The 26359-nt window shown below is 61.1% G+C and carries 25 protein-coding genes; 16 read left to right on the forward strand and 9 right to left on the reverse strand.

What is annotated here, in order from left to right:
* Window positions 1–13: 13 nt before the first annotated feature.
* The 3 genes from ACFZPT_RS02165 to ACFZPT_RS02175 are packed head-to-tail and all read left to right on the forward strand — an operon-like array spanning window position 14 to window position 2954.
* Window positions 14–1156: an ABC transporter ATP-binding protein gene (locus tag ACFZPT_RS02165; RefSeq protein WP_034101355.1), complete on the forward strand. Its 1143-nt coding sequence runs from the start codon at window positions 14–16 to the stop codon at window positions 1154–1156.
* Window positions 1153–2073: an ABC transporter permease subunit gene (locus ACFZPT_RS02170; protein ID WP_034101353.1), complete on the forward strand. Its 921-nt coding sequence runs from the start codon at window positions 1153–1155 to the stop codon at window positions 2071–2073. The genes ACFZPT_RS02165 and ACFZPT_RS02170 overlap by 4 nt, the downstream gene beginning before the upstream one ends.
* Window positions 2070–2954, forward strand: a complete 885-nt coding sequence (locus tag ACFZPT_RS02175; protein ID WP_034101352.1) for an ABC transporter permease subunit — start codon at window positions 2070–2072, stop codon at window positions 2952–2954. Before ACFZPT_RS02170 ends, ACFZPT_RS02175 begins: the two co-directional genes overlap by 4 nt.
* A 130-nt stretch (window positions 2955–3084) precedes the next feature.
* Here the strand turns inward: ACFZPT_RS02175 and ACFZPT_RS02180 are convergent, their stop codons facing one another.
* Both ACFZPT_RS02180 and ACFZPT_RS02185 read right to left on the reverse strand, forming a co-directional pair.
* Window positions 3085–5439 carry a penicillin acylase family protein gene (locus ACFZPT_RS02180; RefSeq protein WP_034115407.1) on the reverse strand — a complete coding sequence of 785 codons (2355 nt, stop codon included), beginning with the start codon at window positions 5437–5439 and terminating at the stop codon, window positions 3085–3087.
* A gap of 31 nt (window positions 5440–5470) precedes the next feature.
* On the reverse strand, window positions 5471–6046 hold the full coding sequence (locus tag ACFZPT_RS02185) for a DUF6436 domain-containing protein (RefSeq protein ID WP_034101350.1): 576 nt from the start codon (window positions 6044–6046) through the stop codon (window positions 5471–5473).
* A gap of 90 nt (window positions 6047–6136) precedes the next feature.
* Here ACFZPT_RS02185 and ACFZPT_RS02190 point away from each other — a divergent pair, with 90 nt between their 5' ends.
* Window positions 6137–7078: an alpha/beta hydrolase gene (locus ACFZPT_RS02190; RefSeq protein ID WP_047881738.1), complete on the forward strand. Its 942-nt coding sequence runs from the start codon at window positions 6137–6139 to the stop codon at window positions 7076–7078.
* Window positions 7079–7119: 41 nt separating this feature from the next.
* Here the strand turns inward: ACFZPT_RS02190 and ACFZPT_RS02195 are convergent, their stop codons facing one another.
* A complete protein-coding gene (locus tag ACFZPT_RS02195; protein WP_034115405.1) occupies window positions 7120–7872 on the reverse strand; it encodes a DUF2059 domain-containing protein in 753 nt (250 codons plus the stop codon).
* Between the two features lie 132 nt (window positions 7873–8004).
* Here ACFZPT_RS02195 and ACFZPT_RS02200 point away from each other — a divergent pair, with 132 nt between their 5' ends.
* Entirely contained in the window at window positions 8005–8637 is a 633-nt protein-coding gene (locus tag ACFZPT_RS02200) for a 2OG-Fe(II) oxygenase (RefSeq protein WP_034115404.1), read from the forward strand.
* Between the two features lie 2 nt (window positions 8638–8639).
* On the forward strand, window positions 8640–9134 hold the full coding sequence (locus ACFZPT_RS02205) for a DUF523 domain-containing protein (protein ID WP_034115403.1): 495 nt from the start codon (window positions 8640–8642) through the stop codon (window positions 9132–9134).
* A gap of 36 nt (window positions 9135–9170) precedes the next feature.
* Here the strand turns inward: ACFZPT_RS02205 and ACFZPT_RS02210 are convergent, their stop codons facing one another.
* Complete coding sequence (locus ACFZPT_RS02210) at window positions 9171–9650, reverse strand: transporter substrate-binding domain-containing protein (RefSeq protein WP_034115402.1); 480 nt, start codon at window positions 9648–9650, stop codon at window positions 9171–9173.
* A 134-nt stretch (window positions 9651–9784) separates the two neighbouring features.
* Between ACFZPT_RS02210 and ACFZPT_RS02215 the strand changes: the two genes are divergently transcribed.
* Complete coding sequence (locus tag ACFZPT_RS02215; protein WP_034101341.1) at window positions 9785–10225, forward strand: DUF4399 domain-containing protein; 441 nt, start codon at window positions 9785–9787, stop codon at window positions 10223–10225.
* 67 nt (window positions 10226–10292) lie between these two features.
* Here ACFZPT_RS02215 and serA read toward each other — a convergent pair whose 3' ends face one another.
* Window positions 10293–11522: a phosphoglycerate dehydrogenase gene (gene serA / locus ACFZPT_RS02220; protein ID WP_034101340.1), complete on the reverse strand. Its 1230-nt coding sequence runs from the start codon at window positions 11520–11522 to the stop codon at window positions 10293–10295.
* 204 nt (window positions 11523–11726) lie between these two features.
* Between serA and ACFZPT_RS02225 the strand changes: the two genes are divergently transcribed.
* The 4 genes from ACFZPT_RS02225 to ACFZPT_RS02240 all read left to right on the forward strand — a co-directional run bounded on the left by ACFZPT_RS02225 (window position 11727) and on the right by ACFZPT_RS02240 (window position 15932).
* Window positions 11727–13121 (forward strand): FAD-binding oxidoreductase, encoded by a 1395-nt coding sequence (locus tag ACFZPT_RS02225; protein ID WP_034101339.1) that lies wholly within the window; start codon window positions 11727–11729, stop codon window positions 13119–13121.
* Window positions 13122–13144: 23 nt separating this feature from the next.
* A complete protein-coding gene (locus tag ACFZPT_RS02230; protein ID WP_034101337.1) occupies window positions 13145–13810 on the forward strand; it encodes a fumarylacetoacetate hydrolase family protein in 666 nt (221 codons plus the stop codon).
* Window positions 13811–13975: 165 nt separating this feature from the next.
* Complete coding sequence (locus ACFZPT_RS02235) at window positions 13976–14902, forward strand: SdiA-regulated domain-containing protein (RefSeq protein ID WP_034115401.1); 927 nt, start codon at window positions 13976–13978, stop codon at window positions 14900–14902.
* 121 nt (window positions 14903–15023) lie between these two features.
* Window positions 15024–15932, forward strand: coding sequence for an SdiA-regulated domain-containing protein (locus tag ACFZPT_RS02240; RefSeq protein ID WP_034101335.1), 909 nt, complete (start codon window positions 15024–15026; stop codon window positions 15930–15932).
* On the opposite strand, the gene ACFZPT_RS02245 is transcribed toward ACFZPT_RS02240, so the two are convergent.
* Both ACFZPT_RS02245 and rpiA read right to left on the reverse strand, forming a co-directional pair.
* Complete coding sequence (locus ACFZPT_RS02245) at window positions 15933–17879, reverse strand: autotransporter domain-containing protein (protein ID WP_034115400.1); 1947 nt, start codon at window positions 17877–17879, stop codon at window positions 15933–15935.
* A gap of 264 nt (window positions 17880–18143) precedes the next feature.
* Window positions 18144–18815, reverse strand: coding sequence for a ribose-5-phosphate isomerase RpiA (rpiA, locus tag ACFZPT_RS02250; RefSeq protein ID WP_034101332.1), 672 nt, complete (start codon window positions 18813–18815; stop codon window positions 18144–18146).
* Between the two features lie 137 nt (window positions 18816–18952).
* On the opposite strand from rpiA, the gene ilvA reads away from it, so the two are divergent.
* Window positions 18953–20467: a threonine ammonia-lyase, biosynthetic gene (ilvA, locus tag ACFZPT_RS02255; protein WP_034101330.1), complete on the forward strand. Its 1515-nt coding sequence runs from the start codon at window positions 18953–18955 to the stop codon at window positions 20465–20467.
* Between the two features lie 41 nt (window positions 20468–20508).
* A complete protein-coding gene (locus tag ACFZPT_RS02260) occupies window positions 20509–20922 on the forward strand; it encodes a DUF2269 family protein (protein WP_034101329.1) in 414 nt (137 codons plus the stop codon).
* A gap of 90 nt (window positions 20923–21012) precedes the next feature.
* Here the strand turns inward: ACFZPT_RS02260 and ACFZPT_RS02265 are convergent, their stop codons facing one another.
* The gene (locus tag ACFZPT_RS02265; RefSeq protein ID WP_034115399.1) at window positions 21013–21669 is read right to left on the reverse strand and encodes an HAD family phosphatase; all 657 of its coding nucleotides are present in this window, start codon (window positions 21667–21669) and stop codon (window positions 21013–21015) included.
* A 143-nt stretch (window positions 21670–21812) separates the two neighbouring features.
* Here ACFZPT_RS02265 and ACFZPT_RS02270 point away from each other — a divergent pair, with 143 nt between their 5' ends.
* Window positions 21813–22292: an RNA pyrophosphohydrolase gene (locus ACFZPT_RS02270; RefSeq protein ID WP_003176750.1), complete on the forward strand. Its 480-nt coding sequence runs from the start codon at window positions 21813–21815 to the stop codon at window positions 22290–22292.
* Between the two features lie 22 nt (window positions 22293–22314).
* On the forward strand, window positions 22315–24594 hold the full coding sequence (ptsP, locus tag ACFZPT_RS02275) for a phosphoenolpyruvate--protein phosphotransferase (protein WP_034101326.1): 2280 nt from the start codon (window positions 22315–22317) through the stop codon (window positions 24592–24594).
* Window positions 24595–24657: 63 nt separating this feature from the next.
* Here the strand turns inward: ptsP and ACFZPT_RS02280 are convergent, their stop codons facing one another.
* The gene (locus ACFZPT_RS02280; RefSeq protein ID WP_034101325.1) at window positions 24658–25404 is read right to left on the reverse strand and encodes an NRDE family protein; all 747 of its coding nucleotides are present in this window, start codon (window positions 25402–25404) and stop codon (window positions 24658–24660) included.
* Between the two features lie 120 nt (window positions 25405–25524).
* Here ACFZPT_RS02280 and ACFZPT_RS02285 point away from each other — a divergent pair, with 120 nt between their 5' ends.
* Window positions 25525–26307 (forward strand): sulfite exporter TauE/SafE family protein, encoded by a 783-nt coding sequence (locus tag ACFZPT_RS02285; RefSeq protein WP_034115398.1) that lies wholly within the window; start codon window positions 25525–25527, stop codon window positions 26305–26307.
* Window positions 26308–26359 lie beyond the last annotated feature (52 nt).

A 26359-nucleotide genomic window follows, 5' to 3' on the forward strand; every position in this document is an offset into this window, starting at 1 on the left:
GGGAGTTTCGTAAATGGCAGTTGCCTCCGGCGCCTATAAGAAAGCCCTCGAGGGCGACCAGACACCGAAAAAGGTGCTGGTCAAAATCGACCGGGTCACGAAGAAGTTCGACGAGACGATTGCCGTGGACGATGTGTCCCTGGAAATCAAGAAAGGCGAGATCTTCGCCTTGCTCGGCGGTTCGGGTTCGGGCAAATCCACCTTGCTGCGCATGCTCGCGGGCTTCGAACGGCCAACGGAAGGCCGCATCTACCTCGACGGTGTGGACATCACCGATATGCCGCCCTATGAGCGGCCGATCAACATGATGTTCCAGTCCTATGCGCTGTTCCCGCACATGACCGTGGCGCAGAACATCGCCTTCGGTCTGCAACAGGACAAGATTCCCAAGGCCGAGATCGACGCCCGCGTGGCCGAGATGCTCAAGCTGGTGCAGATGAGCCAGTACGCCAAGCGCAAGCCGCATCAGTTGTCCGGCGGCCAACGCCAGCGCGTGGCCCTGGCCCGCTCCTTGGCCAAGCGCCCGAAGCTGTTGCTGCTCGATGAGCCTATGGGCGCCCTGGACAAAAAACTGCGTTCGCAGATGCAACTGGAGCTGGTGGAAATCATCGAACGCGTCGGCGTGACCTGCGTGATGGTGACCCACGACCAGGAAGAGGCCATGACCATGGCCGAGCGCATCGCAATCATGCACCTGGGCTGGATCGCCCAGATCGGCAGCCCGATCGATATCTATGAAACCCCCACCAGCCGCCTGGTGTGCGAGTTCATCGGCAACGTCAACATCTTCGACACCCAAGTGGTGGACGACGCCGAAGGCCACGCGGTGCTCAAGTGCGCTGATCTGGACCGCGACATTTACGTAGGCTACGGCATTGCCACCTCGGTGGAAGACAAGTCGGTGACCTACGCCATCCGCCCGGAAAAACTGCTGGTCACCACCGAAATGCCGACCTGCGAACACAACTGGTCCAGCGGCAAGGTCCACGACATCGCCTACCTGGGCGGCCACTCGGTGTTCTACGTGGAGCTGCCGAGCGGCAAGCTGGTGCAGTCCTTCGTGGCCAACGCCGAGCGCCGTGGCCAGCGCCCCACCTGGGGTGATCAGGTTTACGTCTGGTGGGAAGACGACAGCGGCGTGGTACTTCGCTCATGAACATGAAGAAGCTCAAGCGGCGCTTGCTCCGCATCGTCCCCAGCGGCAAGCAGGTGGTCATCGGGATTCCATTCCTGTGGCTGTTCCTGTTCTTCGCCCTGCCGTTTTTCATCGTGCTGAAAATCAGCTTTGCCGAAGCCGATGTAGCGATCCCTCCGTACACCGAGATCTACACCTTCGTTGAGCAGAAGCTGCAGTTGGTGCTCAACCTGGCCAACTACGCGATGCTTGGCGACGACGAGTTGTACATCGCCGCGTACCTGGGCTCGCTGAAAATGGCGTTCTTCAGCACGCTGCTGTGCCTGCTGATCGGTTACCCGATGGCCTACGCCATCGCCAGCGCGCGCAAAGAGATGCAGACCGTGCTGGTGCTGCTGATCATGATGCCGACCTGGACCGCGATCCTGATCCGCGTGTATGCGTGGATGGGCATCCTCAGCAACAACGGCTTGCTCAACGGATTCCTGATGTCCATCGGGCTGATCAGCGAACCGTTGCAGATCCTCAACACCAACATCGCGGTGTACATCGGCGTGGTCTATTCCTACCTGCCGTTCATGATCCTGCCGCTGTACGCCAACCTGGTGAAGCACGATCAGAGCCTGCTGGAAGCCGCGTCTGATCTGGGTTCGAGCACCTTCAACAGCTTCTGGAAGATCACCGTGCCGCTGTCCAAGAACGGCATCATCGCTGGCTGCATGCTGGTCTTCATTCCGGTGGTGGGCGAGTTCGTGATCCCTGAACTGCTGGGCGGCCCGGAAACCCTGATGATCGGTAAAGTGTTGTGGCAGGAATTCTTCAATAACCGTGACTGGCCGGTGGCCTCTGCACTGGCGGTGGTGATGCTGGCGATCCTGATCGTGCCGATCATCCTGTTCAACCGCAGCCAAGCCAAAGAGATGGAGGGCAAGATATGAAGCGCTTCAGTTTCTCAAGCTTCATGCTGGTGGCGGGGTTGCTGTTCATCTACCTGCCGATGCTGATTCTGGTGATCTACTCGTTCAACGAATCCAAACTGGTGACGGTGTGGGGCGGTTGGTCGATCAAGTGGTACGTGGGCCTGTTGGATAACACCCAATTGATGGGCTCGGTGGCCCGCTCCCTGGAAATCGCCTGCTACACCGCAATCGCTGCGGTGGCGCTGGGCACCCTGGCGGCCTTTGTGCTTACGCGCATCAGTCACTTCAAGGGCCGCACGCTGTTCGGCGGCCTCGTGACCGCGCCACTGGTGATGCCGGAAGTGATCACCGGTCTGTCGCTGTTGCTGCTGTTCGTGGCCATGGCGCAGATGATCGGCTGGCCCCAGGAGCGTGGCATCGTCACCATCTGGATCGCCCACACCACGTTCTGTGCCGCGTATGTGGCGGTGGTGGTGTCGGCGCGCTTGCGTGAGCTGGACCTGTCGATCGAAGAAGCGGCGATGGACCTGGGCGCGCGGCCGTGGAAGGTGTTCTTCCTGATCACCATCCCGATGATCGCGCCGTCATTGGCGGCGGGCGGCATGATGTCGTTCGCGTTGTCCCTGGATGACCTGGTACTCGCCAGCTTCGTGTCGGGCCCAGGCTCCACGACCCTGCCGATGGAAGTGTTCTCGGCCGTACGTCTGGGGGTTAAGCCCGAGATCAACGCCGTGGCCAGCCTGATTCTGCTGGCGGTGTCGCTGGTGACCTTCCTGGTGTGGTTCTTCAGCCGGCGTGCCGAAGAGATGCGCAAGAAAGCCATCCAGCAAGCCATCGAAGAGGCCGCCGCCGACGGCTGGCAGCAACCGGACAAGCGCCGCGCGCCAGCACCGGTCTAAAGATCTACGCGATCCAAATGTGGGAGGGGGCTTGCCCCCGATAGCGGTGAATCAGTCAACAGATGCAGTGACTGACCCACTGCTATCGGGGGCAAGCACCCTCCCACTTTTTTGCCCGCGCTACAGGCCGTTATCGAGCGGGCAATAGCTTCAGCGTGCCGCGGGTATTGGCCGTGACTTCTTCATCGCTCAAATGCGCCTGCTCATAGCCCCCTTCGATATAGGTCTCGGCCTGGTCGCCGTAATGCTTGTCGAACGGCACGCCGCTTTGCCCCACGGGATTGATGGTCAGGGCGTGGGCTACATCGGCGAAGTCGATCAGGCGGCGGGTGGATGGGCCGTACGTCACTGGCCAGGGCGCCGGGCCGATGGCAGCGGATTGGTTATTCGGCACTTCATGGGTGCCCGGTGCGGGGAACGGGCCGACGTTGAATACCCTATCCAGTGGCTTCTGCATGCCCAGCGGATGACCGTGGGTCAACGTATGCGCCTTGCCCCATTGCCACTGGTTCGGGTCGTCGCCGAGGGTGGCCTTGAGGTGGGCGAGGCTGCTGTCCCAGGCGAGCTTGACGGTGTCGGTGCGTTTGCCGCCCCACCAGGGCGAGTCCGCAGCGGCTGCCAGGCGTGGCAAGGCAGCGTCGATCACGCGGGTGCTGATCAGGGTCTTGAACATCGCGTCGCCGAGTTTGGGGTGGAAGGCCGCATCGGCGAGGTTGAACAGGAACTGGTTGAACAGCGTGGCGCTGATGGAATCCAGCGGGTAGTCGCCTTTCCAGTTGGCCAGTTGATCCACCAGCTTAAGTTGCGCCGGGTCCTTGACCACCTCACGCAGCACTGGCAGCAGCGGTGCCAGCAGGCGTGGGCCGAACGCGGTGGTGGTGCCCAGTTGCAAGGCTTGGCTGTTGGTCACGTCCCACTTCACTCGGGCGTCGCTCAACTGGGCGTTCAACTGCTGGCCACGGTCGGCCAGGTTGTAATAACCGGGGATTTCCATGCCCGTAGGCGACGCTGGCTGGGCGTTGGCAGAGACCACATAGCCGCGCGCCGGGTTTTCTTCCTGAGGGTTGGCGCTGAAGGGGTAGAAGCCAAGTTTGTCGGCCTGGGTGGTACTGCCGTCGAGGATAAACCCTGGGTTCACGCCTGCCGCACGAATCGGTAACTGCGCCGCCGCCCACCAGCCGATATCGCCCTTGGCATTGGCCCACACGATATTCAAGCCGGGTGCCGAGACCTTGGCCGCAGCGGCGCGGGCTTTGGCCAGCGTATCGGCGCGGTTGAGCTGGTAAAAGCCTTCAAGGATCGGGTTCTGAGTGTCGAGAAAGGCCCACCACATCGCGATGGGGGTGTTGCCTGCCGTCTCGCCAAGCACGTCATTGATGATCGGCCCATGGGGCGACTGGCGCAGGGTGAGGGTGACCGGTGCCTGGCCCTTGACCGCGATCTGTTGTTCGCTGCGGGTCAGGTCGACCCACTGACCCTGATACCAGACCTGATTGGGATTGTCCGGGTTGACCTTCTCGGCGATCAGGTCGAGGTCGTCGTTCTGGAACATGGTCAGGCTCCACCCGAAATCCAGGTTATGCCCCAAGAATGCCATCGGCACCAATGCATTGTGATAGCCGTACAACTCAAAACCCGGCGCCGACAGTTGCGCCTCGTACCACACCGACGGCACGGAAAAACGGATATGCGGGTCGCCCGCCAGCAACGGTTTGCCGCTGCGGGTACGGCTGCCGCTGATGGCCCAGGCGTTGCTGCCCTCGAACTGCGGCAGGCCGTTGCCGGCCAGGGCCTGGTCGCTCAGAGCGGCGAGGGCGCCGAGGGATTGCCAGTCGCTGGCGGCCAGGTTAAGGGCGCCCTTGGGTTGCCAGTCGAGGTCGAAAACCTTCAGGTAGTCGCTGCCCAATTGATCGCGGATGTAAGTCAGCAATGGTTCGGTACGAAACGCGGCAGCAAAGCTGTAGGCCATATACCCGGCCACGCTGATGGTGTCTTCAGCCGTGAAGGGCCGCTTGGGGATGCCCAGCACGTCGAACTCCATCGGGCTGGCGTGGCTGTCCTGATACTGGTTGATTCCATCCAGATAGGCTTGCAGCGCCTTCCAGTGCGCCGATGCATGATCCAGCTGCGCCACATAGGTCGCGGCGCGGTCGCGGATGCGCAGGCTGCGGAACAGTTTGTCGGTGTCGACCACCTTGGGGCCCAGCACTTCGGCGAGTTCGCCACGGGCCAGGCGGCGCATGATCTCCATCTGAAACAGCCGGTCCTGGGCGTGCACATAGCCCAGGGCGCGATACAGATCGGTTTCGTTCTCGGCACGGATATGCGGCACGCCACGGTCGTCATAGCGCACGGTGACCGAGCCTTGCAGATGGGCCAGTGTCACCGTGCCCTGGCGCGTGGGTTGTTTGCTGTACACATACCAACCGGCGCCGAGAGCGAGCAGCACCACTACAGCCGCGAGAGCCTGCAAGACGCGCTTCATGAAGAGTCCTTACCAAGAATGGGGTGGCGGCCTACGGCCCGGTTGACCACGAACAATAGCAGCCCACCGCCAGGGTGTGCGTGGCATTCACCTCGCGCCCGGCGTCGAGCGCTTGCAGGATCGGCTCGATAAAACTGTTGTTGGCGTTGCACGTCAGGCCCTCGCTGTAGGGCCCGAAATACGCGAGCTTGCCGCTGCGGTCCCAGATGCCCACGGCGGGGCTGGCCGGCACCTGGTCGGCACCGGGCAGGGCAGTGAGGATTTTCATCTGGCGCAGGTTGTCCGGTAATTGGCCATGGCTGCCGGCTTTTTGCAGGGCGTAGAACTCAACGCCTTTGGACGCGTACTGCTCGATCAGCTCGCCCAGATGTTGCTGGTTGATCACATTGCACGGGCACGCCGGGTCCCAGAAATGCACCAGGCGGATCGGGCCTGGGCCGCTGAGTTCGGCGGGCAGTTGCAGCGCATCGCCGGAAAAAACCGCCGTGTGCTCGCTGAAAGCGCGCAGATAGCGGCCCTGAAACCAGTCATACGCCGTCCACAGCACGCCGGTGCAGATAATCAGGATCAGGCTGGCGAACAGGGCGGTACGGTGGGTCTGTCGCATTCGGATCTATCCTCGCAGGTCGCGTAGCTTGCCATGCCTGCCCTGACAGATGAATATCGCAGCTCGATATTGTGAGCCTGGAAACCCTTTATGCCCGTCACCTTTGACCCGGATCATCTGCGCGACAGCTTGCGCCCCTTGTCGGATGCGCAACCGCTCAGCGCCGAGGCGCGGGTCTACCAGCGTTTTTACGGGCTGGACCTGCCCGCGCGCAAAGTGCCGGCGGTGAGTCGCCTGGGGCGCTTTGAGGTGGACGGTTTCGACGTGGTGGCGCAGGTGTGGTGGCCGCCGGTGCCGGTGGCGACGATGTTTTTGTTTCACGGCTTCTACGACCACATGGGGCTGTACCGCAACGTAGTGGACTGGGCACTGGACCAGGGCTTCGTCGTGATCGCCTGCGATTTGCCGGGGCATGGCTTGTCCAGTGGCGCGCGCGCCAGCATCGATGATTTCGCGGTATACCAAGATGTGGTTCAAGCCCTGTTCGCCCAGGCCGAGACACTGCAGCTGCCCAAGCCTTGGCACCTGTTCGGGCAAAGCACCGGCGGCGCGATCGTGGTGGATCATCTGCTGCACCACGGCGCCGAGAGCCCGGCGCAAGGCAAAGTGCTGCTGCTGTCACCGCTGGTGCGTCCGCGCGCGTGGGGCTGGTCCCAGGTCAGCTATTACCTGCTGAGGCCATTCGTCAAAGGTATTGCGCGGCGGTTCAGCGACAACTCCAACGACCCGGCCTTTCGGCCGTTCCTGGAAGCCGATCCGCTGCAGCCGCGGCAACTACCCACCGCCTGGGTGGGCGCCCTGGCGCGCTGGATCAAACGCATCGAGGCCGCCCCGCGCAGCACGCGGCGGCCGGTGATCGTGCAGGGGGAGGAAGACATGACGGTGGACTGGCAGCACAACCTGCACGTGCTGCGCGGCAAGTTCGACCGGCCCGAGGTGCTGATGCTGCCCCGTGGACGGCATCACCTGGCCAATGAGATTCCAGAGATTCGCGAAGAGTACTTCCGGTATTTGACGGACCATCTGAAATAACGCGGTGCAAGTGGGGGAGGGGGCAAGCCCCTCCCACATTTCTACTGCGTCAGGCTTGAGGTGCTCTGGCCGACTGCCAGGCCTGCGCGAATCGCCGCCAGCGCCGCCTGGTAATACGCCTTACCCTCCGGCGACTCGGCGAACGTGGCGAATTCTTCCAGCTCCGGGTCGGACAAATCGCGATAGACGTACAGCAACGTGTTGTTCAGGTCATTACCGATCTGCTGCATCAAGCGCTCACGTTGGCCATTCAACATGCCCTGGGCCTGACCGCCGCCCAGCAGGCCAGGGATCATCTGGCTGAGGCTGTCGGCCGCCACGCCGGCAATCGCCAGGCTGACCTCTGCGCCGGCCTCACGGGCGGGCAGGGCTTGGGCCAGGTGGCCGATGATCAGGCTGCGGGTGGCGTCGGCCTGGATCTTCGGCAGGCCCTGGGCGTTTTTGGCCAATTGATCGCGGCGGGTAGCGAGTAATTCGGCGGCGACGATCTTGCGCCCCAAGGGTGACTGAAAGAACGCCAGCGCCGGTGCCGGGTCCGCCAAGTGCTTGCGCAACTGCGCTTTGGCGCGCTGATCCATGGCCTGGGCGGCGAAGCGTTGGTTGCTGTTGTCCACCAGTGCCTGATACACCGCCGGCGGCAGGCTATTGCGGTAGCGCTGTTGGGCCGCCGCGAGGGCATCGGTGAAATGCGCACGTTGTTCGGCCCAGCCGGCAACCTTGTACAACTGGTCATGGCCGTCTGCCCAGGCGGGCAAAACGCAGAACATCAGCAAGGAAAAAAACAAACGACGCATATGGACTCCTGTCAGTCGGCCACTATTGTCCGTGTGGGGCGTAGGATTTGTCGAGAAATCCTGTCAGTCACATGAACTAATCTGTGTTCAGACGCTCGGCGGCTCTGTCGGATTCACAGGCGTATGGATACTATGCGCGCCATGCAAATACCCTTCGATCATCCCCTGCTGCAACGTATTGTCGACGACCTGGTCGAGAAAGGTTGGTCGCAGCAGAACGGCTTCCTGCCCCAGGCTCTGACCCTGGAACTGGCGGCTGAGTGCCGTAAACGTGCCGCCGAAGGTGAATTGGCGCCCGCGGCGGTAGGGCGCGGCCCGGCCCAGGAGATCCGCGAGGGTATTCGCGGCGACCGTATCCAATGGCTGGAGGAGGGTGACGCCGCCGTCTGCGACACCTACATGGCGGTGATGGATAGCCTGCGCCTGGCCATGAACCGGGGGCTGTTCCTCGGCCTGGAAGATTTCGAAAGCCATTTCGCCATGTACCCGCCAGGGGCGTTTTACCTCAAGCATCTGGACCGCTTTCGCGATGATGACCGGCGCATGGTCTCGGCGGTGATCTACCTGAATGACGCCTGGCTGCCCGAACACGGCGGCCAGTTGCGCATGTACCTCAAGGACGACATCGAATACGACGTGACCCCTGTCGGCGGTTGTCTGGTGGTGTTCCTGTCCGGCGTCATCCCCCACGAAGTCATGCCCGCCACGCGCGAACGGCTGTCCCTGACCGGCTGGTTCCGTCGCCGGGGCAACGAGCCGTTCTGAGCATGCACAAGATATTGATCAGCCGTTGCCTGCTCGGGCATAAGGTACGCTACGACGGTGGGGCCAGTGGGCCGTTCGACCAATTGGCGGCTTGGCAGGCAGAAGGGCGGGTAGTGGCGGTTTGCCCGGAAGTCGCGGGCGGCTTGCCGACGCCGCGCCCGTCTGCGGAGATTCCGGGCGGGCAGGGCATCGATGTGTGGGAAGGCCGGGCCCAGGTGCTCACCGCCGCGGGCGAAGACTTCAGCGCCGCGTTCCTCGACGGCGCGCGCCAGGCGTTGGCGCTGGTGCAGCGCTACGGCATCCGTATCGCTGTGCTCAAGGCCAATAGCCCCTCCTGCGGCAATCTGCTCACCTATGACGGTACGTTCACAGGCGTCAAAGTCAGCGGCGAAGGGGTCACGGCGGCGCTACTCAAGCGCCATGGCGTGCAGGTGTTCAGCGAGCTGGAGTTGCCCGAGGCTGCCGCCGCGCTGGCTCAGCTTTCAATCCCGACCTAATCAAAAAGGCGGGAGAGGGCTGCCAGCGCGTTGGCGTTACTGGGCGTCGCTTTCAAGCCACTTGTGGGACAGCGCCTTCAACCGCCCATCCGCCTTCACCCGCTCCAAGGCTTTGTCCAGGCTGGCCTTGAACGCCGGATTGCCCTTCTGGAACGGGATCGCCAGGTCAGGCGCCTGGTTATAGCTCTCGCTGAAATCGAACCGATCACGCAGCTCGGCAGTCATAGCGATATGGTTGATGGCCACGTCGTATTTGCCGCTTTCCACCCCTTGCAGCAAGTCAGTGTCATCGGTGGTGATGAAGGACGGGCGCACATCCATTTCCTTGGCCAGTTGCTCGCCCAGCTCCACTTCAAAGCCGGTGAGCTTGTCGCCCTCCTTGAAGTTGAACGGCGGGTGAGTGGCTTCAAGGGCGATGCGCAGTTCGCCGCGATCGTTCACATCGTCGACCAGTTCGGCATGGGCCAAAGGGCTCAGAAGAGGAAGCAGCAGTAACAGGCCAGGCGAAAAGCGCATGGTCACTCCTAGAGAATTCGAATGTGCGAGGCGCCGTTCAGCATCGCTTTGCTATGGTGTTGAGTGCCTTGGACAGCAATTTGCCGCGAAGTTGTCATAAACCTACAGATTTCACAGAAAAACTGGAGAAGCGAATGAAAGCCCTTTTGTCCCGTGCAACGATTGCCAGCCTGTTGCTGGGTGCCTCGATGTTGGCCAGCGCCGCCGACCTTCCACGTACGCCGGCGCCTGAAGGTGCCGAAGTGTTTATCGTCTCGCCGAAGGATGGCGCGACCGTCGACAAAACCTTCAAGGTCAAATTCGGCGTCAAGCACCTGGACCTGGAACCTATCGATAAGCAAGTGCCTAACGCCGGCCACCATCACCTGCTGGTCGATCAGGACGTGACGGCGCTTAAAGCCGACGAGGCGATCCCGGCCACCGCCACCTCGATCCACTTCGGCAAGGCGCAAACCGAAACCGAACTCACCCTGACCCCAGGCAAGCACACCTTGCAACTGGTGGCGGGCGACAACGTGCATCGCCAGTTCGAGCCAACGGTCGCCTCGAAAGTCATCACCGTTAACGTTAAGTAAGCGTTCTACGGACAAAAAAATGGGAGACCCCTGCGGGTCTCCCATTTTTTGTGCAGCGGTTAAAGCCTTAGAACAACACGCGGCTACGGATAGTGCCGTTGATGTGCTGCAGCTTCTCTTGCGCCAGGTCCGAGTACTCGGCGTCGACATCGATTACCACGTAGCCGACTTTCTCGTTGGTCTGCAGGAACTGACCGGAGATGTTGATGCCGTTTTCCGCGAAAACCTTGTTGATCTCGCTCATCACACCCGGAATGTTCTGGTGGATGTGCAACAGGCGGTGCTTGCCAGGGTGAGCCGGCAGGGCCACTTCCGGGAAGTTGACGGACGAGACCGACGTACCGTTGTCGCTGTACTTGACCAGCTTCTCGGCCACTTCCAGGCCGATGTTGGCCTGGGCTTCAGCGGTGGAACCGCCGATGTGCGGGGTGAGGATCACGTTGTCCAGGCCACGCAGCGGGCTTTCGAAGATGTCGTCGTTGGAGCGAGGTTCTACCGGGAATACGTCGATGGCGGCGCCGATCAGGTGCTTGTCCTTGATCGCGTCGGCCAGGGCGTCCAGCTCGACCACGGTGCCGCGCGCGGCGTTGATCAGGATGCCGCCTTTCTTAATGGCGCGGATTTCCTTCTCGCCGATCATCCACTGGGTCTCAGCGGTTTCCGGAACGTGCAGGGTCACGATGTCGGACATGCCCAGCAACTCGGTCAGGCTCGACACCTGAGTGGCGTTGCCCAGCGGCAGCTTGGTCAGGGTGTCATAGAAGAACACCTGCATGCCCAGGCCTTCAGCCAGCACCGACAACTGCGTGCCGATCGAACCGTAACCGACGATGCCCAGCTTTTTGCCACGGATTTCGAAGGAATTGGCCGCGCTTTTGATCCAGCCGCCACGGTGGCAGGAAGCGTTCTTCTCCGGGATGCCGCGCAGCAACAGGATCGCCTCGGCCAACACCAGCTCCGCCACGGAACGGGTGTTGGAGTACGGTGCGTTGAACACCGCAATACCGCGCTCGCGTGCGGCGTTGAGGTCGACCTGGTTGGTGCCGATGCAGAAACAGCCGACCGCCACGAGTTTCTTGGCGTGATCGAAGATCTCTTCGGTCAACTGAGTGCGTGAGCGAATGCCGATAAAGTGCGCGTCGGCGATCTTTTCCTTGAGCTGGGCTTCCGGCAGAGAACTGGTGATGTACTCAATGCTGGTGTACCCGGCGGCTTTCAGAACGTCGACAGCCGATGGGTGGACGCCTTCCAGAAGAAGGAACTTGATCTTGCTCTTATCGAGAGAAGTCTTGCTCATCTGCGTAAACCTGTATCCCGGAGAAAAATGGCAGGGAGTCGGATCACTTAAGCTGACCCGGACGGCAGGAAAGCCGTCACCGCAGAAACGCCCTTGGGCTCTGTCCTGCGGGGGCGGTATGCTAGCATATGCGCCCCGCTAAACACCTATCCTGCGACGTGAAGCGTTCTCAGGATGACCATGAATTGTTCGAGAGTTCTGTCGATGACCCATCCTGCCCTGATTGATGAGCTAAAGACCCTGGTTGAGCCCGGCAAAGTGCTGACCGACGCCGACTCCCTGGAGGCTTACGGCAAGGATTGGACCAAGCACTTCGCTCCCGCGCCGACCGCCATCGTGTTTCCCAAGACCATCGAGCAGGTGCAGGCGGTTGTGCGTTGGGCCAATGAGCGCAAGGTGGCGCTGGTGCCGTCCGGCGGGCGTACGGGGCTGTCGGCCGCAGCCGTTGCGGCTAATGGCGAAGTGGTGGTGTCTTTCGACTATATGAACCAGATCCTCGACGTAAACCTCACCGACCGCACCGCCGTGTGCCAGCCGGGCGTGGTCACCAAGCAGTTGCAGAACGTCGCCGAAGAAAACGGCCTGTACTACCCCGTGGACTTTGCATCCTCCGGTTCCAGTCAGATTGGCGGCAATATCGGCACCAATGCCGGCGGGATCAAGGTCATTCGCTATGGTATGACCCGTAACTGGGTGGCCGGCATCAAAGTCGTCACCGGCAAGGGCGACGTGCTGGAGCTGAACCGCGACCTGATCAAGAACGCCACCGGCTATGACATGCGCCAGCTGTTTATCGGCGCCGAAGGCACCCTGGGCTTTGTGGTCGAAGCCACCATGCGCCTGGACCGTGCACCGAAGAACCTCACCGCCATGGTGCTGGGCACCACCGATTTCGACTCGATCATGCCGGTGCTGCATGCCTTCCAGGGCAAGTTGGACCTGACTGCTTTCGAATTCTTCTCCGACAAGGCCCTGGCCAAAGTCCTCGGCCGTGGCGACGTGCCGGCGCCGTTCGAAACCGAGTGCCCGTTCTACGCGCTGCTGGAATTCGAAGCCACCACCGAAGAAGTCGCCAACCATGCCCTGGAAACCTTCGAGCACTGCGTCGAGCAGGGCTGGGTGCTGGACGGCGTGATGAGCCAAAGCGAAACCCAATTGCACAACCTGTGGAAACTGCGCGAGTACATCTCCGAGACCATTTCCCACTGGACGCCTTACAAGAACGATATTTCGGTGACCGTCAGCAAAGTGCCGGCGTTCTTGAAGGAAATCGACGCGATCGTCGGTGAACACTACCCGGACTTCGAGATCGTCTGGTTCGGTCACATTGGTGACGGCAACCTGCACCTGAACATCCTCAAGCCGGAAAATCTGAGCAAGGATGAGTTCTTCGCCAAGTGCGCCACCGTCAACAAGTGGGTCTTTGAAACCGTCGAGAAATACAACGGTTCGATCTCCGCCGAGCACGGCGTGGGTATGACCAAACGCGACTACCTGACCTACAGCCGTTCGCCAGTTGAAATCGAATACATGAAAGCCGTCAAAGCGGTGTTCGACCCGAACGGGATCATGAACCCCGGCAAGATCTTCGCTGTTTAAACCGCCCCTGAAGGAGTCGTTTCATGAGCTACCAGCACAAGTATGTCGACGGCACCAATATCCACTTTCCTGTGGGGAAAGTGGTGTGTATTGGGCGCAATTACGCCGAACATGCCAAGGAACTGGATAACCCGGTGCCGACCGAACCTTTGCTGTTCATCAAGCCGGGCAGTTGCGTGGTGCCGTTGGAAGGCGGTTTCGCTATTCCCGCAGAACGTGGTTCGGTGCACTACGAGGCGGAAATCGCGGTGTTGATCGGCAAACCATTGTCGGCCAAGCCCAGCCGTGAAGAAGTGCTGGATGCCATTTCCGGCTTCGCCCCAGCTTTGGATCTGACCCTGCGCGACAAACAGGCCGAACTGAAAGCCAAGGGGCTGCCGTGGGAAATCGCCAAGTCGTTCGACGGCGCGGCGGTGATTGCACCCTTCGTGGTCGGCAGCACCTTCCCGGACCTGACCGACATCGGCATTCGCCTGACCATCAATGGCGAACTGCGCCAGGACGGTAACAGCGCGCAGATGCTCAACCCTATCGTTCCGATGATCCAGTACATGGCCGGCTGCTTCTCGCTGCAGGCGGGGGATGTGATCCTCACCGGCACCCCGGCCGGCGTAGGCCCGTTGAATGCAGGCGATGAACTGGTGCTGGAATTGCCGGGCGTAAGTCGCTTCGAAAGCGTCGTCCGCTAAGAGCGCTAGGAGGGGGGCTTACCCCCTCCTGCGTTCGGTCTGAGCATGTCTCACTAAGCGACGTTTGCATTTTTTTCACACGCGATCCGGATAATCTTCAGACCCCAGCACGCGAGCCCATTGATCCTGTGCTAATTCCCTACTCACTCCTCGGAAAAGCGCTCAATGGCCGTGCCTCTGCCCTCTGCAACATCCAAGCCCCGCTCCCGCTTCGCCCTGCGCTGGTATTCCTGGCTGTTTCTGGTTGGGGCGGTGGTGTATGGCGTGGCGTGGGCGATGCATTGGGACGATCGCGGTGTGCTGTGGGTGCTGGAGCGATTTGAAAGCCCTGCCGAGCGCAAGGAAAGTGTCTGGCTGCCGGACTATCAGGCGGTGATCGATGCCAAGGTGCTGCCGGGCATGGAAAAAGACGAAGCGTCGGACCTCACCTATAACCCACAGACCAAAACCCTGTTTTCTGTCATGGGCAAAAACGCCTTTCTTGTGGAGCTGAACCTGCAAGGCGACGTGCTGCGCAAGATGCCGCTCAACGGCTGGAGCAACCCGGAGGGCGTCACGATGCTGGAAAACGGCCTGATGGCGGTGGTCGATGAACGTCAACACACGCTGACCATCGTCAAGGTCGATGCCACGACCCAGCAGTTGAACAAAGCCGACTTTACCAGTTACGACCTGGGCCCCTCCATAGACCAGAACAAAGCGTTTGAGGCCGTAACCTGGGACAAACGCACTCAGCAACTGGTGCTCGGTGAAGAGCGTCCACCGGCATTGTTCACCTGGAAAAGCGACGGCAGCCAGACCCTGACTGGCGATAAACAAAAGCTGGCTAGCAAAGAGTTGGACATGCGCAATCTCTCGGCTCTGGCCATCGATCCGCGCACGGGCCACATGCTGGCGTTATCGGCCGATTCTCACTTATTGCTGGAGCTGGATGAAAAGGGCGAGCAGGTGAGCTTCATGACCTTGCTCGGTGGCTTCAACGGCCTCAAGGACACGATTCCGCGAGCCGAAGGGGTGACCATGGACGAGGACGGCAACCTGTACGTGGTGAGCGAGCCGAACCTGTTCTATCGTTTCGAAAAGCAGAAATAGCTGGCGAAATACGTCGGATATTTCTCTTTCAACGGCATTCGTCAGACAGTGGGGCGCGTTTAAGTTTAAATTCAGACCGGCGTGATATTTATTCGCCACTTTTTGACTTTGAGCTCGCCCAATGCGTCGACTTGCCCGCCCTAAACCTATTCTTTTGATGATTGCGCTGGTCATCGTGATCAGCGCCGTCGCTGTTGCGCAGTACTTCCGTCTCTTTGAGCGCGCCTGGTTCAACTGGCAGGCGTGGCGCCAGCCCACCAATGAGCAATCCATTGGCCTGGCGGATTACCGCGTGGTGCTGGAGGCGCAGGTGATTGAGGGGTTGGATGATGACGTGTCGGCCCTCACCTATGATCCGATCCGCAAAAGCCTGTTTACCGTGACCAATAAAAACGCCGAGCTGATCGAGCTGTCCCTGGAGGGCAAGATCCTGCGGCGTATTCCCCTGATCGGGTTTGGCGATGCCGAGGCCGTGGAGTTCATCAGCGAGAACATTTACGTCATCAGCGATGAGCGCCAGCAACGGCTGATCAAAGTACATGTGGACGATGACACCGAGTTCCTCGACGCTGCGGACGCCGAACAAATGACCTTGGGCGTGCATGTCGGCGGCAACAAGGGCTTTGAGGGCCTGGCCTATGACTCGGTAGGCAAACGTCTGTTCGTCGCCAAGGAGCGCGATCCGATGCTGATCTACGAGGTGCACGGCTTTCCTCATTTCAAACCGGAAAAAACCTACTCGGTGCATGTGATCAACAACCCCAAGCGTGACGCCGGGTTGTTTGTGCGCGACCTGTCGAGCCTGCAATACGACGAGCGCAGCGGTCATTTACTGGCGTTGTCGGATGAGTCGTTTCTGGTGCTGGAGTTGGACATCGACGGTCGTCCGTTGAGCAGTCTGTCTCTGCTCAACGGACGCCATGGTTTGAAAAAACGCGTGCCCCAGGCTGAAGGCATTGCCATGGATGACGATGGCGCGCTGTACCTGGTCAGCGAGCCGAACCTGTTCTACGTGTTCAAAAAGCCCTGATCAGAACATCCATTGCACACCCAGTGAATAGCCGGTCTGGCTGCCTTCGCTATGGCCCAGGCGGCTATTGACCTCGGCATACACCCCCAGCTGTGGGGTAATCGCCAACTGGCTGCCCAGTTGGGCGCGACCAAAATGCTTATCCACAGCGCCGAGCCGCGCGGTACGCGCCTGGCCATCGGCGCGGGCGGTCAATTGCAGATCGTCCAGGCGACCGTCGGCCAATTCCTCAACCCAAGCAATGTCGCCGTAGGGCATCAGGCTTAGGCCATGAGGCAGTGCGACGGTACCGCGTACTCGCCAACCAAGGCTGGCTTCCAGGGAGTCGAAGGATTGTTCCTCGTATTCAAGGGCGGTGCGCAGGTTTTGTTTCTCGTGGAATTTATCGATGCGTGAGTGGCTGTAGTCCAGGCCGGCGAACGGGCCGCTCTTGATTGCGCCGAGGTCAAAGTCGTAGCCGCCCAGCACCCGCGCGCCGAGCGTCAATGCGTCAGTGCTGCCGGTCAGCTGTTGATTGAGCAGGATCGGCCCACCATTGGCCTGGATCAGCAGGTTGCGCCGGCTATCGAAGCGGCTGTGGCCGATGCTCAGGTCGCCGGCCAGCCAGCTCGGCCCGCCATCGTTAAGCAGCGCATAGGCGGCAGCTTGCCAGGTGTCGCTGTCGAGTTTGCCGCGGTGCTCCAGTTTGTCGCGGCCGTTGAGGTAACTGAGGCTGGCGCCGATGTTCAGGCTCGCGCTGAGTTGGTAATCGCCCAGGGCGTGCAGGCCCACGCGCCGGGCCTCTGGGTTGGGCGCCGTGTCGAAGCCACTGTCGGGGTTGTATTCACCGTCCACGCCAATCTCGCCGTCAAAGCTGCCGACCTCGCGGCTGGCCGATTGCAAGGTCAGCCAGCGGCGATCGTGCAGGCGCACCATCGCCTGGTGCTGGCGCTGCAAGTTGTCCTGCATATTGCGCGCGACGGCGCCGCCGGAAGCGGTTGAGGCCAGCAGGTCAGCGTTGGTCAGCTCCAGCACCAAGCGGCTGAGCAGGCGCGAATAGTCGCGCAGACGCTGGTCAATGCGCGCCTGGCCGAAGGCATCAGTGAGTACCGCTTTGTTGTCTTCAGCGGGGTCGTGCCAGGTCGAGCCGCCGGGGATTTTCGGGTTATTGGTCTGGGTATAGCCGTCCAGGTCGCCCAGTTCCCAGTTAGTGGCCTCTATATATAGGATTGGTATGTTCAGCGCTTCGAATGCTTCGCCGTCGCTGCAGCAACCGGTGCCTGTGGGGTATTGCGGGTCGAGTCCGGGGTTGGTGAACAAAGGAATATTCAATTCCTTGGCGATCTGGAAGGTGTGCTCGCGCAATGCCGCCAGTGCGGGGTTGGCGGTGCTGTTCTGGCCGGCGTGGGCGTACATCATGTCGCCGGTGATCAGACTGTCGAGGTTGATCATCGCCAGCATATTCGCGCGCTGGCTGGCGCTCAGCGAGTCGACGAACGCCCGGGAGCCGCGCAAGCCTTCTTCTTCCGCGCCGAAACCGACAACCTGCAGGCCGTTTTCCAGCTGCAGACCGCCCAGGTTCTTCGCCACTTCGGTCAGCACACTGGCGCCGGAACCGTTGTCATCCAGGCCTTGCAGGGTAGGGCGGCCAAAGTAAGTGTCGAAATGCGCGCCAATTACCACGTACTGCGGCCGAGTGCCGGCGGCGTAGGCCACTACGTTCTGCGAGGCGCGGCTGCCGTTGTTCCAGGTGAAGTCCTGACGGCTGATGGTGTAGGCCGTGCCCATCTGGCTTTGCATCCAGTCGGCCGCGCCGGCGAAATTGGCCGTGCCACGATACCGGCCGGGGTAATCGTTGATCAGCTTTTCCAGGGTGGTGTTGGCGTGCTCGCCGTATTCGTAGGCTGAGGCTTGCAGGGATACCAGGGCGCAGGTCGCGCCGATCGCGAAGGCGAGGGGCTTTATCACAGGGTCTTCCTTGAAGTGACGGAGTGGTTGAGCCGAGACCCTTTGCACAATGTGCGCCTCATTCCCTGGGCGATTGTGAATTGGCGCATTGTTAAACGGCGGGGTCGCGTGGTTGTAAGTTGTAACGGATTTGATACCAGCGACGGCATTGAATGTCGTGATTTGGCGCACGATTTTGGAGAGGGGTGCTGCGAAAGGTAGCGTTTTTGTTACATGAACAGGGCTATGGGAGGAGGCTGGCTCCGTCCCACAGTCAACCTGTGCTTAAGCCTTGAGGGTTTTCACGCCTTCAGGCGTGCCCAGCAGCAACACATCCGCCGGCCGCGCGGCGAACAAGCCATTGGTGACCACGCCGACGATGGCGTTGATCCGGGTTTCCAGCTCGACCGGGTTGGTGATCTGCATGTTGAACACATCGAGGATGATGTTGCCGTTGTCGGTCAGCACGCCTTCGCGGTACACCGGGTCGCCGCCCAGCTTCACCAATTCCCGGGCTACGTGGCTGCGGGCCATTGGGATGACTTCCACCGGCAGTGGGAATGTACCGAGTACCGGCACCAGTTTGCTGGCATCGGCGATGCAGATGAAGGTCTTGGCCACGGCCGCGACGATCTTCTCGCGGGTCAGGGCTGCGCCGCCGCCTTTGATCAGGTGCAGGTGTTCGTCGCTTTCATCGGCGCCGTCGACATAGAACTCCAGGTCGCTCACGGTGTTGAGCTCATACACCGGAATGCCGTGGCCCTTGAGGCGCGCGGCGGTGGCTTCGGAGCTGGCCACGGCGCCGTCGAACGCGCCCTTATGCTGGGCCAGTGCATCGATAAAGCAGTTGGCGGTGGAGCCGGTGCCGACGCCGACGATGCTCTTGTCGTCGAGTTTGGGAAGGATTAAATCGACGGCGGCCTGGGCCACTGCCTGTTTGAGTTGATCCTGGGTCATGCGGGCTCCGGAACGGGCGGGGAGTTAACGAGGGCGGCGAGTATACCCCAACAAAACCTCGGGATTCGTGTGGTCGTACGGCTAAAAGCCGGGTTAGACTCCTTGGCCCTGCCCAACCCGCCCAGTGATGCTTTCCGATGCTTGAACAGTACGTCAAAAAGATCCTCACCTCGCGCGTCTACGACGTTGCCGTAGAAACCCCGTTGCAGACCGCCCGCCAGCTCTCCGAGCGCTTGGGCAACAAGGTCTGGCTCAAGCGGGAAGACTTGCAGCCGGTGTTCTCGTTCAAGATTCGCGGCGCCTACAACAAGCTGACCCAACTGAGCGCCGAAGAACGTGCGCGCGGTGTGGTCACCGCCTCGGCGGGCAACCATGCCCAGGGTCTGGCCCTTGCGGCCAAGGTGCTGGGGGTCAAGGCCACTATCGTGATGCCCAAGACCACCCCCGAGATCAAGGTCGAAGGCGTGCGCTCCCGTGGCGGCAAAGTGGTGCTGCACGGCGATTCGTTCCCGGAAGCCCTGGCCTATTCGCTCAAGCTGGTCGATGAAAAAGGCTACGTCTACATTCACCCCTACGACGATCCGCACACCATTGCCGGGCAGGGCACCGTGGCGATGGAGATTCTGCGCCAGCACCCAGGGCCGCTGGACGCAATCTTCGTACCGGTGGGCGGCGGTGGCCTGATCGCGGGTATTGCGGCATACGTGAAATACCTGCGCCCGGAAATCAAGATCATCGGCGTCGAGCCGGATGACTCCAACTGCCTGCAAGCCGCGATGGCAGCGGGCGAGCGCGTGGTGCTGCCGACCGTGGGCCTGTTTGCCGATGGTGTGGCGGTGGCGCAGATCGGTCAGCACACGTTCGATATCTGCAAGGACTACGTGGATGAAGTGATCACCGTCAGCACCGACGAAATCTGCGCGGCGATCAAGGACATCTACGACGACACCCGCTCCATCACCGAGCCGGCGGGGGCATTGGGCGTAGCGGGCATCAAGAAATACGTGGAAACCCGAGGCGTCAGCGGGCAAACCCTGGTGGCTATCGATTCCGGCGCTAACGTCAACTTCGACCGCCTGCGCCATGTGGCCGAGCGCGCCGAGCTGGGTGAAGGCCGCGAAGCGATCATCGCCGTGACCATTCCCGAGAAGCCTGGCAGCTTCAAGGCGTTCTGCGAGGCCGTGGGCAAACGCCAGATTACCGAGTTCAACTACCGCTATCACACCGGCAGCGAAGCGCACATTTTCGTCGGTGTGCAGACGCATCCGGAAAGCGACCCGCGCAGCGCCTTGATCGCCAGCCTCACCCAGCAGGGTTTTCCGGTGCTGGACCTGACCGAGAACGAATTGGCCAAGTTGCACATCCGCCATATGGTCGGTGGGCATGCGGCCAAGGTGAGCGATGAAGTGGTGTTGCGCTTCGAGTTTCCGGAGCGGCCGGGGGCCTTGTTCAACTTTCTTAACAAATTGGGCGGGCGCTGGAACATCTCAATGTTTCACTATCGCAACCACGGCGCGGCGGATGGCCGTGTGGTGGCCGGCCTGCAAGTGCCGGCGAACGAACGTCACCTGGTACCGGCGGCCCTGGCGGAAATCGGTTACCCGTACTGGGACGAAAGCGATAACCCGGCCTACAAACTGTTCCTCGGTTGAGCGACTACGCTGATTGGGGCGGCCTTTAAGGAATACGACACATGCAAACCCTGATCACCCTCAAAGTTATCCACATTGCGGCCACTGCGGTGTTGTTGCTCTGCGGCCTGGGCCTGGCGCTGTTGGCCTGGCGCAAACGCAGCGCCGGTCCGGCGGTGGTCGTGCAGCGCCCTTGGGCGTTCGTATGGTTGCTGATGGGGGTTTGCCTGCTCAGCATGCCATTTACCGGCTGGTGGCTGGTGCACCTGGTGGGCTGGCCGTTGGGGCAGACCTGGATTCTGGGCTCCAGCCTGCTCTACACCGTGGCGGCGCTGGCCTGGTTCTGGCTGGTGGCGCGGCTCAACCGGTTGCGCAAGGGCGAGGGCGGTAGCCTGAATTTCACTTTGGTGCTAGCGGTGGTCAGCCTGGTGGGGTTTGTGGCGATTGCCGGGTTGATGGGGGCCAAGCCGGTTTAACCCGTTGGATCGTGTCGCCTGTATCGGGGGCAAGCCCCCTCCCATATTTAACTGAGTCCTTGTGGGAGGGGGCTTGCCCCGATAGCGCTATCAGCTACGCAGGGTAATCACCGGCCAACCCCGCTTCTCGGCTTCGGCGCGCAAATTCGGGTCCGGGTCGACCGCCACCGGGTTCGCCACCTGCTCCAACATCGGCAAGTCGTTCATCGAGTCGCTATAGAAGTAACTGTCTTCCAGGCTATGCCCGGTCTCTTCCAGCCAACGATTCAAGCGCGTCACCTTGCCTTCACGGAAACACGGCACATCCGTGCTGCGTCCGGTATAGCGGCCGTTTTCCATCTCGCATTCAGTGGCGATCAGGGTGTCCACGCCCAGGCGTGCGGCAATCGGCGCCGTGACGAAACGGTTGGTGGCGGTGATGATCACCAGCTTATCGCCGGCGTCGCGGTGCTTGGCCAGCAGTTCGGAGGCGCGTGGCAGCATGATCGGTTCAATGCAGTCGCGCATGTAGTCGTTATGCCAGGCGTCCAGCTGGGCCATCTCGGTGCGGCCGAGGATTTCCAGGCAGAAGTTCAGGTAAGCGGCGTTGTCCAGTTGGCCGGCCAGGTAATCCTGGTAGAACTCGTCGTTGCGAGCCTTGTAGGCCACCGGGTCGAGAATCCCGCGTTCACACAGGTAATCGCCCCAGGCGTGGTCGCTGTCACCGCCGAGAAGGGTGTTGTCCAAGTCGAATAAAGCCAGGCGCATTGCAGTTACTCGCTGAAATGTCTGTAAAAAGGCGTCCAGAATACGGTCTTTTCACAAGAGTGCACATAAGCTAAGAAGCCTCGTTGCCGCTTGCGCAAGCTTTGTGGAACAATGCGGCGACATGCGTTTGCGAGGTTGTTGCCGTGATCGACCCCGATGGTTTCCGTCCAAATGTCGGGATTATTCTTACGAATGATGCCGGACAGGTGCTATGGGCTCGCCGAATCAACCAAGATGCCTGGCAGTTTCCTCAGGGCGGAATCAACCCCGACGAAACCCCTGAAGACGCCTTGTACCGTGAGTTGAACGAAGAAGTCGGCCTTGAGCGCGAAGATGTGCAAATTCTGGCCTGTACCCGTGGCTGGTTGCGCTATCGTTTGCCGCAACGCCTGGTGCGTACCCACAGCCAACCGCTGTGCATCGGCCAGAAGCAGAAATGGTTTCTCCTGCGCCTGATCTCCAATGAGCAGCGGGTGCGGATGGATTTGACCGGTAAACCGGAGTTCGATGGCTGGCGTTGGGTCAGTTATTGGTACCCGCTGGGCCAGGTGGTGACATTCAAGCGCGAAGTTTATCGTCGCGCTCTCAAAGAGCTTGCCCCGCGCCTTTTAGCGCGCGACTGACGACGGAGTTCGACCCCGAGCCATGCTCAATACGCTGCGCAAGATCGTCCAGGAAGTTAACTCCGCCAAGGATCTCAAGGCGGCGTTGGGGATTATTGTGTTGCGCGTCAAGGAAGCCATGGGCAGCCAGGTCTGCTCGGTTTACCTGCTGGACCCCGAGACCAACCGTTTTGTGCTGATGGCCACCGAGGGCTTGAACAAGCGCTCCATCGGCAAGGTCAGCATGGCGCCCAATGAAGGTCTGGTTGGCTTGGTGGGGACGCGTGAAGAACCCCTGAACCTTGAACATGCGGCCGATCACCCGCGTTATCGCTACTTTGCCGAAACCGGCGAAGAGCGCTACGCCTCATTTCTCGGCGCACCCATCATTCACCACCGCCGCGTTGTCGGCGTGCTGGTCATTCAACAGAAAGAACGCCGCCAGTTCGACGAAGGTGAAGAAGCCTTCCTCGTGACCATGAGCGCGCAATTGGCCGGGGTTATCGCCCACGCCGAGGCCACCGGTTCCATCCGTGGCCTGGGCCGTCAGGGCAAGGGTATTCAGGAAGCCAAGTTCGTCGGCGTGCCGGGTTCGCCAGGTGCTGCTGTGGGTACGGCGGTGGTCATGCTGCCGCCGGCCGACCTCGATGTGGTGCCGGACAAAACCATCACCGACATCGACGCCGAAATCAAACTGTTCAAGACCGCCCTCGAAGGCGTGCGCGCCGACATGCGCAACCTCTCGAACAAACTGGCCACCCAATTGCGCCCCGAAGAGCGGGCGCTGTTCGAGGTGTACCAGATGATGCTTGACGACGCGTCCCTCGGGAACGAAGTCAAGACCGTGATCAAGACCGGCCAGTGGGCCCAGGGCGCGTTGCGTCAGGTGGTCAGCGATCACGTCAACCGTTTTGAAATGATGGACGACGCCTACCTGCGCGAGCGCGCCTCGGATGTGCGTGACCTCGGTCGCCGTCTGCTGGCCTACTTGCAGGAAGATCGCAGCACCAATCTGGTCTACCCCGACAACACCATCCTGATCAGTGAAGAACTGACCGCCACCATGCTTGGCGAAGTACCGGAAGGCAAACTGGTGGGCCTGGTGTCGGTACTCGGTTCGGGTAACTCCCACGTCGCGATCCTGGCCCGCGCCATGGGCATTCCGACGGTGATGGGCCTGGTGGACCTGCCGTATTCCAAAGTCGACGGCATCGACATGATCGTCGACGGCCATCGCGGCGAAGTCTTTACCAACCCCAGCGAAGTGCTGCGCAAGCAATATGCCGAGGTGGTGGAAGAAGAGAAGCAACTGGCGTTGGGCCTCGATTCCCTGCGCGAGTTGCCGTGTGTGACACTCGACGGCCACCGCGTGCCGCTGCTGGTCAACACGGGCTTGCTGGCCGACGTGGCCCGCGCGCAACAGCGAGGCGCCGAAGGCGTGGGGCTGTACCGCACCGAAGTGCCGTTCATGATCAACCAGCGTTTCCCGAGCGAGAAGGAACAGCTGGCGATCTATCGTGAGCAGTTGGCGGCGTTCCACCCGTTGCCGGTGACCATGCGCAGCCTGGATATCGGCGGCGACAAGTCGTTGTCGTACTTCCCGATCAAGGAAGACAACCCGTTCCTCGGCTGGCGCGGTATTCGCGTGACCCTCGACCATCCCGAGATTTTCCTGGTGCAGACCCGCGCCATGCTCAAGGCCAGCGAGGGCCTGAACAACCTGCGTATTCTGTTGCCGATGATCTCCGGCACCCACGAGCTGGAAGAAGCGTTGCACCTGATCCACCGGGCCTGGGGTGAAGTGCGCGACGAAGGCGCCGACGTACCGATGCCGCCGATTGGCGTGATGATCGAAATCCCGGCAGCGGTGTATCAAGCCAAGGAGCTGGCGCGGCAGGTGGACTTCCTGTCGGTAGGCTCCAACGATCTGACTCAGTACTTGCTGGCCGTGGACCGCAACAACCCTCGGGTTGCCGACCTGTACGACTACCTGCACCCGGCCGTGCTGCAAGCCTTGCAGCATGTGGTTCGCGACGCCCATGCCGAAGGCAAACCAGTGAGTATCTGCGGCGAAATGGCCGGCGACCCGGCAGCGGCAGTGCTGTTGATGGCGATGGGTTTTGACAGCTTGTCGATGAACGCCACCAACCTGCCGAAAGTGAAGTGGCTGCTGCGCCAGGTCAACCTGAGCATGGCCAAGGATCTGCTGGCGGAGGTGATGACCATCGACAACCCGCAAGTTATCCACAGCTCGCTGCAATTGGCCCTGAAAAACCTGGGGCTGACGCGGATGATCAATCCGGCTTCGGCGAAAACCCTATAACGCTGACACCGATCAGAATTGTGAGAGGGGCTTGCTCCCTCCCACATCGGCGTTGTGGTGTGGCTAGAGGTTGATCTCCACTTCGCCCAGCCGCCCGCCCTTGGGCCCGAAACTACGCTCCACCATCCACCGTGTGCCGTCGGCATTCACGATCAATGCTGTGCTGGCTCGGGTCCCATAAGTAGGGCTGGCGATAAACACGCTCGACAACAGGCTTTCAGTCGCCAGCCCCACGCCGGTATCCGGCAACTCGGCGAACGGCGCGGTCTGCGGATCACTCAACAACGCCAGCAAGGTATGCGGGTGCGGATCATCCAGCGCCTGGCTTAACGCTGCCTTGGCCTTGAGCAGCTTCGGCCACGGCGTATCCAACCCGGCATTGGACAACCCATACACTCCCGCCTCCAACCGGGCAGGCTCGGTGTGATTGGCGTTGTAATGCCACATCTCTTCCCGCGTCCCCACCAGCAGGTTGAAGCCGGCATATTCGATGGATCGGCCATTTACTTCGGCTAAATACTCGTCAATCGGCAGCGAACCACTGAGAAACCGCGCCACCAGCTCGCCGCGGGACTTACGCGCCGGCGGCTGGTGCGGATCGCGGATATTGGTCAGTGCCGCAAACCGCCCATCGGCACTCACTCCCAGCCAGGTGCCGCCGGCTTCCTGATCGCGGCCGGCATACACGTGAGGCGCATCCGGCCACTGGGCCAGCGGCAGCGTAGGGCGGGCGTAGAACTCATCACGGTTGGCCGCGACGATCAGCGGCTGGGCATGACCCGGCCGCCAGGCGAAAACGATCAAGCACATCAGGCGATCCCTTTTGTGTTTTTTGCCACTCTACTCACTCAAGCAGAAGCGTTCCATCGTCTCCAGTTGGGTCGCATGCCTTCCATCCGTTAACATGCCGGACTTGTTTCGGGGGCTCCCATGGAATTTCTGCTGTATCTGGTGCTTGGCGCCTGTGCGGGCGTGCTCGCCGGGCTGTTCGGTGTGGGCGGCGGGATCATCATCGTGCCGGTGCTGGTGTTCAGCTTCACCTTGCAGGGCTTCGACCCGCAGGTACTGACGCACTTGGCGGTGGGAACGTCCCTGGCGACTATCATCTTTACCTCGGTCAATGCCGTGCGCGAGCACCATCGGCGTGGCGCGGTGCGCTGGCCGATCTTTGTGTGGATGACCGTCGGCATCCTGATCGGCGCCGGTTTTGGCGCGCTGACCGCCGAAGCGATTTCCGGGCCGCACTTGCAGAAGATCATCGGCGTATTTGCCCTGCTGGTGGCGCTGCAACTGGGCCTGGACGTCAAGCCGAAGGCCAGTCGAACGGTGCCGGGCAAGGTCGGTCTGACCCTGGCCGGCACCGTGATCGGCTGGGCCTCGGCGATTTTCGGGATTGGCGGCGGCTCGCTGACCGTGCCATTCCTGACCTGGCGCAGCGTGCCGATGCAGCAGGCAGTGGCGACGTCGTCGGCCTGCGGCCTGCCGATTGCGCTGGCCAGTGCATTAAGTTTCATGATTCTGGGCTGGCAGGATCCGCTGTTGCCCGCTCATAGTCTGGGGTTCGTGTATTTGCCGGCCCTGCTGGGCATTGCCCTGACCAGCATGGTGTTCGCGCGCTTCGGTGCACGCCTGGCGCACCGGCTGTCGCCCCGCCTGCTCAAGCGGCTGTTTGCCGGATTGCTATTGTGCGTCGGTTTGAATTTTTTGCTGTAACGAAGGCTTAATCGCGCCCGGGCATGGTCCGGACGCCATAACGAATGATTTA

This window comes from Pseudomonas sp. MD330_10, assembly GCF_042610415.1.
Taxonomy (GTDB): domain Bacteria; phylum Pseudomonadota; class Gammaproteobacteria; order Pseudomonadales; family Pseudomonadaceae; genus Aquipseudomonas; species Aquipseudomonas rhodesiae.